Below are 15,064 nucleotides of genomic sequence, written 5' to 3'. Positions count from 1 at the left end.
GGGGCTGTATGCAACAAAGCTCATTAAAACAATTTTTTGATGAGCTTAACCTCTTTGCAAATACAATGGATAAAAATCACCAAAAAGAAGGTGAATTGAAGCAAAAGGTTGAGTACATCAAAAATTTATTAAGCAATTCAAGTCATTTCGATAATAAAGCATTAACAAATGAACATCAGTTAACAGCATTAATTGCCGAATTGACAAATAGTTTAAAAGTTAAATTTACCGAATGGGATAAAAAAATTGTAGCGGCTTCACCAATGCAAAATTTATCTAAAACCTTTGAAGATAAGATTATTTTCTTAGTATTTGGTAAAGTCAATGCAGGAAAAAGTTCTTTTAGTAATCAAGTCGTAGACTTATATCGCTCTCTTTTCCCTAATGATGATATTCGCCGCTTTGCATTAAAAGATAATAAGATAGTAACTATTGAGGGCGATTTTGTTGAAGGCTTTACTGAAACTACAGCTCAAATTCAAGGTGTAGAATTGGGCAAATACTTTGTATTGTTAGATTCTCCAGGATTACATTCCACCGAGGAAAAAAACGGAAATTTAACTAAGCAATTTGTGGATAGTGCCGATGCTGTGTTATGGCTTACACCTTCAAGCTCTCCAGGGCAAGTTCAAGAGTTAGATGAGCTTAAGTATGAACTTGAAAAAGGTAAGCCATTATTACCTATAATTACTCGATCTGATGAAACAGAGGAAGATTGGGATGAAGTTGCTCAGGATATTATTGCTGTTGTTAAAGATAAAACACCTGATAATCGCAAGTTACAAGAAGAGGATGTGTATGGACGTCTTGAACAAAAGCAGAAAAGTGAAGGTGCGATAAAAGAGACGAGAAAGCCTATTTCTATTTCAGTTTATACTTTTAAATCACACCAAGATTTAAATAAAGCAGGTTTAGCTCGTTTATTTAACGAAATGGCAAAATTGGTAACAAAAGCTACGGGCTATAAAGGTAGAAAAGCTGATAAACAAATCAAAAACTTTATCAATGAGAACGTACTTTCATTTTTACATGGTGAAATTAAAACACAGATCTCATCAATTTCTACTCAGACAGCTAACGTACTTAGCAAGTTAGAAAAAGATCGAAAAAGGATTACCGATCTTGTAGAAAGTAATGCACATAAACATACTTATGAAATTGTGAATAAACACAGAAAATCACGGAATAAGAATGCGATTGTACAAGATATAAATAGCCTTATTTCACAGGCACTTGGTCAAGAAATTGCTAAGTGTTTAGACGGTTTTGTTTCTTCATTAAGTCAATTTTCTGTACAGCTTGATAGTTCTAACATTAAAGATTTTGAAGATCGTAAGATCTCCTATCAGCAAGAACGTGGTGCTGGTAAAAAATCACTTGCTCAAGCTGGCGGAGTAGCTGGCGGGGCAGCTGGTGCGGCTCTTGGAACGGCGATTTTACCAGGTGTTGGAACAGCGATTGGTGGTCTTGCCGGAGGATTGATTGGTGGTCTACTTGGTGGTGCTGCTGGTTCCGCAATGCTCGATATAGAAACCGTTACAGAGGTTGTGGGAGTTGATACCGAGCAAATGGAGAAGAGCCTAAAAGCACAGATTTCAAGTAGCATCAAGCAAACAGTTGATCGTCAACTTGATCATATCATCGCTCAAATTCGACCGCTTCAAGAAACCTGTAACGGCTTAGAAAGCGAAGTAAATAAACTTATTAAAGAATTTCAAAGATAAGGAATTTATATGTCGAATCAATATTCACAAGTATTTGAGTTGGTAACGCAAACTAAACAAATAGCAAATTCATATCAATTTTCCTCAGCCTCGTTAAGCGAAATTCAGAAAGAAATGGATAACAGCGTGTTAAATATTATGCTTTATGGGGCATATAATGCCGGTAAAAGTACATTAGTTAATGTGCTTTCTGGTAAAGAAGTTGCCCCTGTTGCAGATATTCCTAAAACCGATAAAGTGGATCGTTATCCGTGGGGTGATTATGTACTACTAGACACTCCAGGCGTAAATGCTCCAATTCAACACGAAGATGTTACCCTTAAGCAACTTACTCGTTGTTCCGTTATTCTTTTTGTTATTCGCGATGGTGATATGGATTCAAAAGATGTTTACGAGCGTTTATTTGATTTATTACGTAAAGATAAAAAAATCTTTATTGTATTAAATAATCAGTTAAGTAATGCAGAAGATAAATATCAAGCCACTCAGCATATTCGTGATCTTTTAGCAAAATTTGCTCCAAATCATCAAATTAATCTAGATAAATTAGGTGAAGTTGAAATTTTACCAATGAATTTGCGAACCGCCTTAAAAGGAAGAGAGCTTAATAAGGAGCCGTTATTAGCACATTCAGGTTATATCGAATTTATTGAGCGTTTTAATGCTTGGACAGTACAACAAAATAGTGAACGTCAACGTTTTAATGGATTTAAGAATTTTGTTAATGAGCGTTGGTATTCTCCTCTTATTGAAAAGCTCACTAACTTGAAATCAGCTCAAGATCAGGAAAAATCTAGAGAGTTAATCGAGCGAAAAAACGAATTAAACGAACGTAAAAATATCATTTTTAATCGTGTTTCAGATGCTATTCGTGTACAAGCTACATCAAATAGAGAAACAATATCTGGGATATTGCAAAGTTGTAGTAGTGAATCTCAGGTACGATCTGAAATGAGCCATATTTTCCAACGAATGAGCTCAGCAATTGAGCAAGCAATGCAAAAGGAATTACCAGATTTTAATTTTAACTTTAACGCTAATTATTCTGTACCTACTAGTGATTTAGTACCTAGCCATGCACTTGCAGATAAAATGAAAGATATGGGAAAAAATTTATTGACCGATAAAAATATGCTTAAAGAAGGATTGCTCATCGGTCGTAAGTTAAAAATTCCACCATTGAAAGGACGCTGGGAAAAAACTTTAGGTAATTGGGCTGGAAAGGCGGCTGTAGTATTGCAAGTTGCTTCTGCTATTTGGGACATTTACTCATCACAAAAAGAAGAGGAAGAAAGAAATGCTCAACAACGCAGAGCAATACTTGAATTAAATCAGTCTGTTGAAAATATTACTACTGATTTTATTAATGACGCTTATCAATCAGTAGGAGAGGCAATTAATCCATTCTTTGATCAGCAAATTGCCAAAGTACAACATCAGTTAAATGCGTTGAAATCAGAAAATAATGCTTTAGATGAAGCATTTAAAACTGTTACACAAAGTCAAACAGCAATGTTGGCAATTCAATGGTAGCAGAAATCTCAAAATGTGAGAAAATACTTTCGCCTTTCCCCTGCACAGCCTGCGGCAAATGCTGTCAAAACGTAGATAAAAGTGAGCAAACAAAATTTTTAGATCGCGGAGATGGCACTTGTTACCATTTTGATGAGAACACTAAATTATGTTTAATCTACGAAAATCGACCGCTTGTTTGTCGAGTAGAGCAGTATTATCAAACCTATTTAAAAGAAATCTATGAATGGGAAGAATTTGTTAAACTTAATTTAGAAATCTGCCAAAAGCTATAAAATCATGCCCCCAAAACCGACCCAAGCGGTCGGTTTTCTTTTAAAATTTACAAACTTGCCAATCTATACCATAATAGCCCAATTTTGACTAGATCGGAGCCTATTATGTTACTTGCAGAACAACTTGAAAATCTGACCGCTTATTATAAAGAAAATCGTGCTGATTTTAATGATAACTTTCGCTTAAAAATGCACCGCACGTTGAGCTGGTTGAAGAAAGCCAGTGAAGAAGAGAATTTGGATTTCAAATTTATCGCACTTTGGATTGCCTTTAATGCAGCGTATGCTGATGAGTTAAACAAAGAAGAGGTTGAGCGTAAAGTGTTCCATCAGTTTATTACACGCCTTTGCGAATTGGATACCGAACGTTTGCTTTATGGGATTATTTGGGATGAATTCCCCGGTGCAGTGAGAACATTGTTGGATACGCCTTACACATTCCAGCCATTTTGGGATGCACATAATAGCTTGCTAGCAGGCAAAGAGTGGAAAACAATGTTTGCAGCTGCAAAGAAAAAAGCGAATTTTGCATTTGAAGAGCAAGAAACAGCAGAGGTGTTAGAAGTTGTCTTTGGGCATTTATATACGCTCAGAAATCAGCTTATCCATGGAGGTTCAACTTATGATAGCAGTGCGAACCGCAAGCAATTGGAAGATGCCTGTGCATTGCTTTCCTTATTTGTGCCTGCAATGGTGAAAATTATGCTGCGTAATGATGATGAGCCTACTTGGGGTAAGCCGTATTATCCTTATGTTCAACAATAACAATAAAGTCGGTAGAGTATTTAACTCTATCGACTTTTAGCATTTACAAATTTTGTTAAAAAGTTGGCCGCTTGAAGGTTCGCTTAAAAGCAAAGACCCCTTGATTTAAAAGGAAAATTTTTTTCTTGAACTTATCTTCACGTTTACATTCCGCCTGCAAAGTATTATTATCTCTACAATTTTTCATCAGTAATTTTAGAGGATAGAATGCAAAACTTAGAAAGTTTGGTAGCACAGGCGGTTGAAGCGGTAAATGCTGCTTCTGATGTGGCTGCACTTGAAGCATTAAAAGTAGAATATTTTGGCAAAAAAGGTCATTTCACGGCGTTAATGCAAGGCTTGCGTGATGTGCCAGCAGAAGAGCGTCCTGCGGTAGGGCAAAAAATCAATGATGCGAAACAAATTGCGCAAAATGCGTTAAATGCGAAAAAAGAAGCGTTAGAAACAGCAGAATTAAACGCAAAATTAGCGAACGAAAGCATTGATGTTTCATTGCCTGGTCGTAAAACTGAATTGGGCGGTTTACACCCAGTTTCCATTACGATTGAGCGTGTAGTGAAATTCTTCTCTGAATTAGGTTTTACCGTGGCGAACGGTCCCGAAGTAGAAAGCGATTACTATAACTTTGATGCGTTAAATATTCCTGCACACCACCCAGCACGTGCTGATCACGATACTTTCTGGTTTGATGCAAACCGTCTATTACGCACTCAAACATCGGGCGTGCAAATTCGTACGATGGAAAAAGTGCAACCGCCTTTGCGCATTGTTGCTCCAGGTCGTGTGTATCGTAACGACTACGACCAAACTCATACGCCAATGTTCCACCAAATCGAATTGCTTTATGTAGATAAAAAAGCGAACTTTACTGAGTTAAAAGGTTTAATCCACGATTTCTTAAAAGCGTTTTTTGAAGAAGATTTACAAGTGCGTTTCCGTCCCTCATTCTTCCCATTCACAGAGCCTTCAGCCGAAGTTGATGTAATGCGTCAAAATGGTAAATGGTTAGAGGTGTTAGGTTGCGGTATGGTTCATCCAAGCGTGTTACGCAACGTGGGTATCGACCCTGAAGAATACAGCGGTTTCGCCGTCGGTATGGGCGTTGAGCGTTTAACTATGTTACGTTATAACGTGACTGATTTACGCTCATTCTTTGAGAACGAGCTGCGTTTCTTGAAACAGTTTAAATAACGCTTCACTAAAATTTCCCCCAATCCCTCTTTTTCAAAGAGGGGGTAGTGGAGATTTGATAACGATGTTTATCATATACAAGCGGTAAAATTCCGCAAAGATTTTACAAAATTGGAAAGGATATAAAATGAAATTCAATGAATCTTGGTTGCGTGAGTGGGTGGACCCTGCAATTTCAACGGAACAGCTGTGCGACCAAATTACGATGTTAGGTTTAGAAGTAGATGGCGTCGAGCCTGTAGCAGGTGAGTTCACAGGTGTGGTGATTGGCGAAGTAGTGGAATGTGCACAACACCCTGATGCAGATAAATTACGCGTAACAAAAGTGAACGTGGGCGGTGATCGTTTATTAGATATCGTGTGTGGTGCACCAAATTGCCGTTTAGGCTTAAAAGTGGCGTGTGCGACAGAGGGTGCGGTGTTACCTGGTGATTTCAAAATTAAAAAAACCAAATTACGCGGTCAGCCATCGGAAGGAATGCTTTGCTCATTCTCTGAATTAGGTATTAAAGAAGATCATAGTGGTATTATTGAGTTACCAGCAGATGCACCAATCGGCACAGATTTCCGTGAATACTTAAACTTAAACGATGTGGCAATCGAAATTAGCTTAACCCCAAACCGTGCAGACTGCTTAAGCATTGCAGGTATTGCACGTGAAGTAGGCGTGATTAACCGTGCAGCAGTAAAAGCACCAGCAATTGAAGCAGTGCCTGCAAGCATTGCTGATAAAGTGGCCGTTGAATTACAAGCACCAGAGGCTTGCCCACGTTATTTAGCTCGTGTGGTAAAAAATGTGAACGTGAAAGCAGCATCGCCATTATGGTTACAGGAAAAATTGCGCCGTTGTGGTATTCGTTCTATCGATCCTATCGTGGATATTACTAACCTGAGCTTGCTTGAGTTAGGTCAGCCAATGCACGCATTTGATGCAGCAAAAATTAATGGTGCAATTCAAGTACGTATGGCAAAAGCTGATGAAGAACTTGTGTTATTAGACGGCACAACGGCAAAATTACAGCCGAATACGCTGGTAATTGCGGATAGCAAAGGTGCATTAGCAATGGCAGGGATTTTTGGTGGTAAAGCCAGTGGCGTGAATGAAGAAACTAAAGATGTGGTATTAGAAGCGGCATTTTTTGCACCACTTGCAATCACTGGGCGTGCACGTCAATACGGCTTACACACCGATGCTTCACACCGTTTTGAGCGTGGAGTTGATCCTGAATTAACTCGTCAAGCAATGGAACGTGCTACCGCATTATTATTAGAAATTTGTGGCGGTGAAGCGGGCGAAATTGTGGAGGCAGTTGCAAAAGAACATTTACCAACTCGCCAGACTGTGAGCTTACGCCGTAGCAAATTAGATGCGGTGATCGGATACCATATCGAAGATGAAATCGTGACTGATATTCTCACTCGTTTAGGCTTAAATGTTACCTTTGAAAATGACACTTGGACAGCAGTTGCACCAAGCTGGCGTTTTGATATTGAAATTGAAGAAGATTTGATCGAAGAAGTGGCACGTATTTATGGCTACAACAACATCCCAAATAATTCGCCATTAGCTCATCTTAAAATGAAAGGCACGCCAGAGAAATTATTGGAGGCTATTCGTGTGCGTACGGCGTTAGTGGATAGCGATTATCAAGAGGTAATTACTTATAGCTTCGTTGATCCGAAAGTACAACAATTATTGCACCCAGACCAAGAAGCATTAATTCTGCCGAATCCAATTTCAAGCGAAATGTCAGCAATGCGTGTGTCACTTTTAACAGGCCTGCTTGAAACGATCGTTTACAACCAAAACCGCCAACAAAACCGCGTGCGTATTTTTGAAGCAGGATTACGTTTTATTCCTGATGCAAATGCAGAATTAGGCGTGCGTCAAGAACCTGTATTTGCAGCAGTAATCGTAGGTGATAAACGTGCAATCCATTGGGAAAATAAAACTGAAGCGGTAGATTTCTTCGACTTAAAAGGCGATTTAGAACGCGTACTTTCTTTAACAGCAGTACGTCAAGATCTGCAATTTGTAGCAAAACCATTCCCAGCCTTACACCCAGGACAATCTGCGGCAATTATGCTTGACGGTAAAGAAATTGGTTTTATCGGTACGGTTCACCCTTCAATCGTGCAAAAACTCGGTATTAAAGGCAAGCCAGTGGTGTTTGAATTATTAGCTTCAGCGATTTCAGAGCGCCCTGTGCCAGCAGCGAAAGAGATTTCTAAATTCCCTGCGAATAATCGAGACATTGCGGTAGTAGTTGATGAAACTGTTGCAGCGGGTGAAGTGCTTGAAACTTGCCGTAAAGCGGGTGGTGCAAAATTGGTTGGCGTAAATTTATTCGACGTTTACCAAGGTACAAATCTTTCAGAAGGCAAGAAAAGTTTAGCGATTAGCTTAACAATTCAAGATACCGAAAAAACTTTAGAAGAAGACGAAATTACTGCGGTAATGCAAGCAGTTTTAGTAGCGCTTGCAGAACGTTTTAATGCAGTACTTCGTGACTAATTCGTAAAAGGATATTCTATGGCTCTCACTAAAATTGAACTTGCGAACGAATTGATTGCAAAAGGATTTGAAAAGCAAGCCGCAAAATTGTTTATTGATCAATTTTTTGACGAAATCAGAAAAACATTGGCTTCAGGTGAAGAAGTAAAATTATCTGGTTTTGGTAATTTTACCTTGCGTGAGAAAAAAGCACGCCCAGGACGCAACCCTAAAACGGGTGAAAGTGTCACAATTTCTGCTCGTCGCGTGGTGGTTTTTAAAGCAGGGCAAAAAATGCGTGATCGTGTTAGTTCAGCAAAAAAGAGTAAGTAGAGAGCCAAAACTAAAAGGTGCTCAAACGTTTTTGGGCATTTCATTGGGTGGAGCTATGAAAGCATTTTTAAGAAAACATTTATCGAAAGTGATGATGGTAAGTTTAGCTGCCATTTTGACCGCTTGTTCTTCAGGTCCATCATCTCAATCGCAAGCAAGCAAAATTTATCGCACAAACAAAACCAGTTTAGGCGATCCCATTTCGGTGATTGCGAATTTAAGCGAGCATCAGCAAGAATGGAAAGGCACACGTTATAAGCTTGGCGGAAATTCTCGTAGTGGGGTTGATTGCTCTGGGTTTATGCAAATCACGTTTAGAGACTTGTTTGGTATTGATTTACCAAGAATGACGGTTGATCAAGCTAAGGTGGGCAGAAAAATCGAGAAGCACGAAATCAGAACGGGCGATTTGGTTTTCTTCAATACGGGGCGAGGACCAAATGGTAAGCACGTTGGAGTTTATGTGAAAAATGGGCAATTCTTGCACGCTTCAACCAAAGGTGGGGTTATTTATTCCAGTATGAATACGCCATTTTGGACAAAAGCCTATTGGCAAGCACGCCGTTTATAGTGTTTAATTTGATTAAAAAATGATCGCACTCATAGTGGAAATTTGAACTCGATCACAAATTTAAACATTGGTTTTCTGTTTTTGTAAAATGCGTTTGAAAAAGTAAAAATTTTCGAGTATCTTTGCGAGTAACAAAAACTAGAGTTGTGTTCAACAACCGATTTCATAAATTTGCTTTCCGAGTAGCCCCTTTGCAAGGGGCTTTTTTTATTTTTTTGATCGTTTTTTACACGAAATAAAATCACATCTTAGAACACGAGAGAGTATTATGCGTTGTCCATTTTGTAGTAAAGAAGAAACTAAAGTGATTGATTCACGCTTGGCGGCAGATGGTTATCAAATCCGCCGCCGTCGTGAATGCACAAGTTGTAAAGAGCGTTTTACCACCTTTGAGTCGGCAGAGCTTTTTATTCCCTATATTGTGAAAAATAATGGGAATCGCGAACCTTTTGATGCCAATAAATTACGCATCAGTTTAATAAAAGCATTGGAAAAACGCCCAGTAAGTGCGGATGACCAAGAGCGTGCGATTAACCAGATTATTGTGCAACTGCGAGCTACTGGCGAACGTGAAGTGCCAAGTAAATTGGTGGGCACGTTAGCGATGAATGTATTAAAAGAGTTGGATAAAGTAGCTTATATCCGCTTTGCTTCTGTCTATCTCAGTTTTGAAGATATTGACGAATTTATTAAAGAAATTGAACAGTTAAAAGCCTAATAGGGCTAAGAGAGGAACTATGGATCTCGCCTATCTTGCTGAACTTCCACGAGAAGAATTCATTACCCGCCGCAAAAAAGTTTTTGCTCAAATGCAAGACAATTCCGCCTTTATTATTTTTACAGAAACCGAAAAACGCCGTAATAATGACTGCAATTACCACTTCCGTCCAGATAGCTATTTCTGGTATCTCACAGGTTTTGCCGAGCCAGAGTCAGCGTTGTTGTTAATTAAGCGAAATGGAGAATATGAAAGTACTATTTTCTTACGCAAAAAAGATCGTGAAAAAGAAATTTGGACAGGTCGTCGCTTAGGTGTGGAAGCTGCACCAGAAATCTTAAAAGTTGATGCCGCATTTGAAATTGAACATCTTGACAAAACTTTTGCAGAAAAAACACAAAATTTGACCGCTTGCTACTATGCCCAAGGGTATCAAGTGTGGGGCGATAAGGTTGTTTCTGCTCAGTTTAAAGAAGTTATTGACTGGCGACCAATGCTTTCAGAGATGCGTTTAATTAAATCTACCGCGGAAATTGCACTTATTCAACAGGCTTGCCATATTTCAGGATTAGCTCATATTCGTGCAATGAAACAAACGCGTCCAAATCGTTACGAGATGGAAATTGAAGGCGAAATTCAGCACGAATTTAACCGCTTTGGAGCACGTTTTCCTTCTTATAATTCAATTGTAGCAAGCGGTGAAAATGCGTGCGTGCTTCACTATGATGAGAATAGTGCGGTAATGAAAGACGGGGATTTGTTGTTGATTGATGCAGGGGCAGAGTTTGCTTATTATGCAGGTGATATTACCCGCACTTTCCCTGTAAATGGGAAATTTAGCGAGCCACAAAAAGCGATTTATGAATTGGTTTTAAAAGCCCAAAAAGAGGCAATTAAACTATTAGTGCCGAGTAATTCTATCAAAATGGCAAATGATCGAGTAATTGAGATTTTTACTGAAGGCTTGGTCGCACTCGGTATTTTAAAAGGCGATGTACACACCTTGATTGAACAAAAAGCGTATCGCCAATTTTATATGCACGGTTTAGGTCATTGGCTTGGTTTGGATGTACACGATGTCGGCGATTACAGCAACGAACGCAGTCGCCCATTAGAAATCGGTATGGTAATTACCGTCGAACCTGGTTTATATATCGCCAGTGATGCAGATGTGCCAGAGCAATATAAAGGCATTGGCATTCGCATTGAAGATAATTTATTGATGACCGAGTACGGAAATAAAAACCTGACCAGCGGTTGCCCGAAAGAGATTGAGGATATTGAAGAGATAATGGCTGTAGCCTAAATAAAATTGCAAACGTTTGCAAACAGCTAGTAAAATGAATTGAATTTTGCTAGAGTAGCAAAAATTTTTAAAGAGAGCATTTTATGAAAAAACATCACATTGAAACGCTAATTTCTCGTGAAGATATTCAATCTCGCATAAAAGAGTTGGCACAAGAAATTAACCGTCATTATCAACAATTTGAACATTGCCAAAACTTGGTGGTTGTCGGTTTATTGCGCGGTTCTTTTATGTTTATGGCAGATTTAGTTCGTTATCTCGACTTGCCTGTTGAGGTTGATTTTTTAACCGCTTCTAGCTATGGATTAAGCACAGAATCAAGTCGTGATGTCAAAATCTTAAAAGATTTAGACAGCGAAATTCAAGGTAAAGATGTATTAATCGTGGAAGATATTATTGATACAGGCTTTACGCTTAATAAAGTTCGTGAAATCTTAAAACTTCGTGAGCCACGTTCAATTGCTATTTGTACTCTTTTAGACAAACCATCTCGCCGAGAAGTAGAAGTGCCTGTGGAATGGGTTGGATTCGCTATTCCTGATGAATTTGTGGTTGGCTTTGGCATCGATTACGCACAGCATTACCGCAATTTAGATTATATTGGTAAAGTGGTTATTGAAGATTAATCTATTCTACCAAAGAAAACGCTTGGAGCTTGCAACTTCAAGCGTTTTTTGTATTCAAAGAAAAGGAATTATTTTTAAGGAAAGAGATAAAATGTGGAAAAAAAGCTATCTTGCCCTTTGCTTGGCAACCCCCTTGGTTTGGGCAAATAATCCCAAACCTCACTCTTCAACTGAAACACAAAATATCGCGACCATCAATATTGCGGATTGGGAAAAAGGCTGGAAGCAGGCTCAACAATCCGAGCAACAAACACGACTGATGCAACGTAATAATTTTCTACAACTTGAAGGATTACTTAAAGCCAGTGAACAACAAAAGTATTTATCGCCAAATATTTTGGCATTGGTTCAGCAACTTCAGATGACTTTGGTTGGATATCCATTATATGAAGATGCTCAATGGGCATTGGTAAGAGCCAAAATGAAGGCAAATATACTGACTGATGAGGAATTGCAGCAGTTTATTGCACAATATCCGAACATGGCGAAACGTAATCAGCTTGCACAACGCCCGTTTGAAACGCTTTATCAACAACAAAAATGGGCAGAATTGTTGGCTTATGGACGAACGGTAAGTGCAACAAGCGTACTTAATCAATGTCGCCTATTTTCTGCTCAATTTCAATTGTTAGCCGAGCAGTTACAGATCAATCCTGAAGCGGCTCAAGCCAACCAAACCGCAGAGCCAAATTCAGAGGAGATGGGTAAATTACTGACGAAATTTGATCAATTTTGGCAAGGCAATAACCCTGAAAATAACGATTTTTGGCTGATGCCAGGCAATGTAGAACCGAATTACTGGAAAACCAATGGACAATTGCCGTCAGAATGTGCGGGGATTGAGGCTTATTGGCGAGATCAAGGCTTGCGAACGCCTGAGAAAATCAGACAGAAAGCGGTCAATTTTTTCCATTTAGAAGCAAAACAAGGTTTAGCCAATTTACTCACTCAAACTCAAGATCCTGAATTGCAAACTTGGTTAACCGCGGTTCAAACATTACAGAACAATCCAAACAGCTTGCAGAATTTTATCGAAAATCAACCGCTTACCCCTGAAAACAAACGCATTGTGCTAGCCGCTTTCCCCAAATGGGTAAATACTTTAAGTGAGCAAATGCAAAATCCAAGTTTTACACTTTATCAGCAATGGGCGGATAAATGGCAACTGTCAGCAGATGAAATTCGGGATTGGAAAATCGGTTTTATTAGCCGTCTGTTTGACCATTCAGATCCGAGTTTCCAACTGTGGCGAGATACACAATTAAAGGAACTTAAGGCGGATAATCTCACTGAGCGTCGTTTACGAATGGCAATTTGGCAACAAAGCGATCTCAAACCTTGGCTGGCATTACTTAGCGATGAAGGGAAAAATAAGGCGGAATGGCGTTATTGGCAGGCAAAGACCTTACCAAAAGAAGAACAACAAAAGGGGTTGGCTGCATTAGCTAAAGAGCGAGGCTTCTATCCGATGTTAGCCGCCGAGCAACTGGGACAAGCTTACCAAGTTGAAATGCCAACGGTTGCCCCACTGACAGATTTGCAAAAATCACAATGGAAACAACCGCTTGATCGCATTGCCGAACTGCGCGAATTGAACCGTATAGCACAAGCTAAAATGGCTTGGATTGAGCTATTACAAGCGGTCAATTTTGAGGAAAAATTAGCATTGAGCCAATTTGCTTTAGAACAAAATTGGTATGATTTAGCGGTGGAAGGCACCATTCAAGCCAAAGCATGGGATTACATTTCGCTTCGCTTGCCAAATGCTTACTCTGATTGGTTTGCAATGAATTTACAAGGTAAACCAATTACTCAAACGTTTGCAATGGCAATTGCACGTCAAGAGAGTGCTTGGAATCCGCAAGCACGCTCACACGCCAATGCGATCGGTTTAATGCAGATGTTACCAAGCACAGCAAGTAACACAGCAAAAGCAAGAGAGCTAGTTTACACTGGAGAAGGTGATTTAATCGAGCCTTTCCGTAATATTATGCTCGGCACTGCACATTTGGCAGAATTAAATGAGAAATATCCACAAAACCGTATTCTGATTGCTTCCGCCTATAACGCGGGTACAAGCCGTGTTACTCGTTGGTTAGAGCGTGCAAGCGGACGATTGGCAATGGATGAGTTTATCGCATCTATTCCATTTTTGGAAACTCGAGGCTATGTGCAAAATGTATTAACTTATGATTACTACTACCAGTTATTGCAAGGAGTAGATAAACCGAAGATGTTTAATGTTGAAGAGGTTAAACGGAGATACTAGAAAGAAGCCAGCGGTTGCTGGCTTCTTTCTATATTCCTTTAAAACTTAGCTTACAACACCTTCACAATCGCTTCTGCTAATTTGTCAATGTTGCTATCAACAATACCTGCCACGTTAATACGTCCTGAACGAACGGCGTAAATGGCGAAATCTTCGCGGAGCTTATCAACTTGTTCTGGGGTTAAACCGCTGAAAGAAAACATCCCGTTTTGCTCGTTAATAAATGAGAAATCTTGTGTTGCGCCTTTCTCTTTCAATAATTCCACCAAACGGCTACGCATTGATTTGATACGGTTACGCATTTCGGTTAATTCTGCTTCCCATTCTGCTTTTAATGCTGGGTTACTCAATACGGTTGCAACCGCACTTGCCCCGTGTGAAGCAGGGTTTGAGTAGAGGGTGCGGATAATCGCTTTAATTTGCGTGAAGGCTTTATTTGCCACTTCGGCATTGTCTGCGATCAGTGTGAAAGCACCTACACGTTCGTTGTATAAACCAAAGTTTTTCGAATAAGAACTTGCAACTAATAATTCTCGGTGATTTTTCACGAAAGCACGTAAACCGTAGGTGTCTTCTTCTAAACCATTTGCGAAACCTTGATAAGCGAAGTCAAATAACGGTAACCAACCTTTTTCAGCCGACATTTTCGCAAGTTGCTCCCACTGTTCGTGGGTTGGGTCAATCCCTGTTGGATTGTGGCAGCAGCCGTGGAATAACACGACATCGCCTGCTTCTGCTTGGCTTAAATCTGCGATTAAATTATCCCAGTCTAAACGTTTAGTTGCTTCGTTATAATATCGGTAATTTTTTACGGTTAAACCCACAGCGTTTACAATCGCATTGTGGTTTGGCCAAGTTGGGTTTGAAATCCAAACGTTTTTGGCTGAAGTATGGCGTTTGATAAATTCTGCTGCAATACGTAATGCACCTGTACCACCTAAACTTTGTGCGGTTTTTGCACGACCTGAGGTAATCACTTCCGAGTTTTCACCGAAAAGCAATTTTTGCGTGTAGGCGTTGTAAGCTTGCACGCCGTCAATGGTTAAGTAGTTTTTGGTTGTTTCATTGGCTAATAATTGGCGTTCGGCTTCTTTTACCGCATTTACGATTGTGGTTTTGCCTTCCGCATTCATATAAACGCCGATCCCCAAGTTAATTTTACCTTCACGGGTTTCTGCTTTGAATGCTTCGCCTAAGCCTAAAATGGGGTCAGCGGGTGCTGCTTGGATATGGTTAAACATTGACATTTCTTACCTCTC

13 protein-coding genes are annotated in these 15,064 nt (G+C 39.5%); 12 read left to right on the top strand and 1 reads right to left on the bottom strand.

From position 1 onward, the window contains the following. The first annotated feature begins 8 nt into the window (after nucleotides 1-8). The 12 genes from B0184_RS07275 (at nucleotide 9) to B0184_RS07220 (ending at nucleotide 13,805) form a co-directional block, all read left to right on the top strand. On the top strand, nucleotides 9-1,724 hold the full coding sequence (locus tag B0184_RS07275) for a dynamin family protein (protein WP_005709891.1): 1,716 nt from the start codon (nucleotides 9-11) through the stop codon (nucleotides 1,722-1,724). 9 nt (nucleotides 1,725-1,733) lie between these two features. Then, nucleotides 1,734-3,257, top strand: a complete 1,524-nt coding sequence (locus tag B0184_RS07270) for a GTPase (protein WP_005710034.1) — start codon at nucleotides 1,734-1,736, stop codon at nucleotides 3,255-3,257. Then, nucleotides 3,251-3,532 carry a YkgJ family cysteine cluster protein gene (locus B0184_RS07265; protein ID WP_005709928.1) on the top strand — a complete coding sequence of 94 codons (282 nt, stop codon included), beginning with the start codon at nucleotides 3,251-3,253 and terminating at the stop codon, nucleotides 3,530-3,532. The genes B0184_RS07270 and B0184_RS07265 overlap by 7 nt, the downstream gene beginning before the upstream one ends. Before the next feature lie 105 nt (nucleotides 3,533-3,637). Then, nucleotides 3,638-4,297, top strand: coding sequence for a HEPN domain-containing protein (locus B0184_RS07260; RefSeq protein ID WP_005709846.1), 660 nt, complete (start codon nucleotides 3,638-3,640; stop codon nucleotides 4,295-4,297). 207 nt (nucleotides 4,298-4,504) lie between these two features. Beyond that, nucleotides 4,505-5,488, top strand: a complete 984-nt coding sequence (gene pheS, locus B0184_RS07255) for a phenylalanine--tRNA ligase subunit alpha (protein ID WP_005709924.1) — start codon at nucleotides 4,505-4,507, stop codon at nucleotides 5,486-5,488. 127 nt (nucleotides 5,489-5,615) lie between these two features. After that, a complete protein-coding gene (pheT, locus tag B0184_RS07250) occupies nucleotides 5,616-8,003 on the top strand; it encodes a phenylalanine--tRNA ligase subunit beta (RefSeq protein ID WP_005709973.1) in 2,388 nt (795 codons plus the stop codon). Between the two features lie 18 nt (nucleotides 8,004-8,021). Continuing rightward, nucleotides 8,022-8,315 carry an integration host factor subunit alpha gene (locus tag B0184_RS07245; protein WP_005709852.1) on the top strand — a complete coding sequence of 98 codons (294 nt, stop codon included), beginning with the start codon at nucleotides 8,022-8,024 and terminating at the stop codon, nucleotides 8,313-8,315. Nucleotides 8,316-8,370: 55 nt separating this feature from the next. Continuing rightward, nucleotides 8,371-8,886 (top strand): NlpC/P60 family protein, encoded by a 516-nt coding sequence (locus tag B0184_RS07240; RefSeq protein WP_039851652.1) that lies wholly within the window; start codon nucleotides 8,371-8,373, stop codon nucleotides 8,884-8,886. Between the two features lie 268 nt (nucleotides 8,887-9,154). Next, complete coding sequence (gene nrdR, locus B0184_RS07235) at nucleotides 9,155-9,604, top strand: transcriptional regulator NrdR (protein ID WP_005709859.1); 450 nt, start codon at nucleotides 9,155-9,157, stop codon at nucleotides 9,602-9,604. 19 nt (nucleotides 9,605-9,623) lie between these two features. Beyond that, complete coding sequence (gene pepP, locus B0184_RS07230; protein WP_005709880.1) at nucleotides 9,624-10,910, top strand: Xaa-Pro aminopeptidase; 1,287 nt, start codon at nucleotides 9,624-9,626, stop codon at nucleotides 10,908-10,910. Nucleotides 10,911-10,993: 83 nt separating this feature from the next. Continuing rightward, complete coding sequence (hpt, locus tag B0184_RS07225) at nucleotides 10,994-11,536, top strand: hypoxanthine phosphoribosyltransferase (protein WP_005709864.1); 543 nt, start codon at nucleotides 10,994-10,996, stop codon at nucleotides 11,534-11,536. A gap of 91 nt (nucleotides 11,537-11,627) precedes the next feature. Further along, on the top strand, nucleotides 11,628-13,805 hold the full coding sequence (locus tag B0184_RS07220; RefSeq protein WP_005709870.1) for a transglycosylase SLT domain-containing protein: 2,178 nt from the start codon (nucleotides 11,628-11,630) through the stop codon (nucleotides 13,803-13,805). A gap of 50 nt (nucleotides 13,806-13,855) precedes the next feature. Here the strand turns inward: B0184_RS07220 and B0184_RS07215 are convergent, their stop codons facing one another. Beyond that, a complete protein-coding gene (locus tag B0184_RS07215) occupies nucleotides 13,856-15,052 on the bottom strand; it encodes an amino acid aminotransferase (protein WP_039851654.1) in 1,197 nt (398 codons plus the stop codon). Between the last annotated feature and the right edge of the window lie 12 nt (nucleotides 15,053-15,064).

Origin of the sequence: Haemophilus paraphrohaemolyticus, from assembly GCF_002015045.1 — a bacterium.
Taxonomy (GTDB): Bacteria; Pseudomonadota; Gammaproteobacteria; order Enterobacterales; family Pasteurellaceae; genus Haemophilus_A; species Haemophilus_A paraphrohaemolyticus.
Note: the sequence above shows the minus strand (reverse complement) of the source record. Positions and strands in the feature narration are given on the sequence as shown.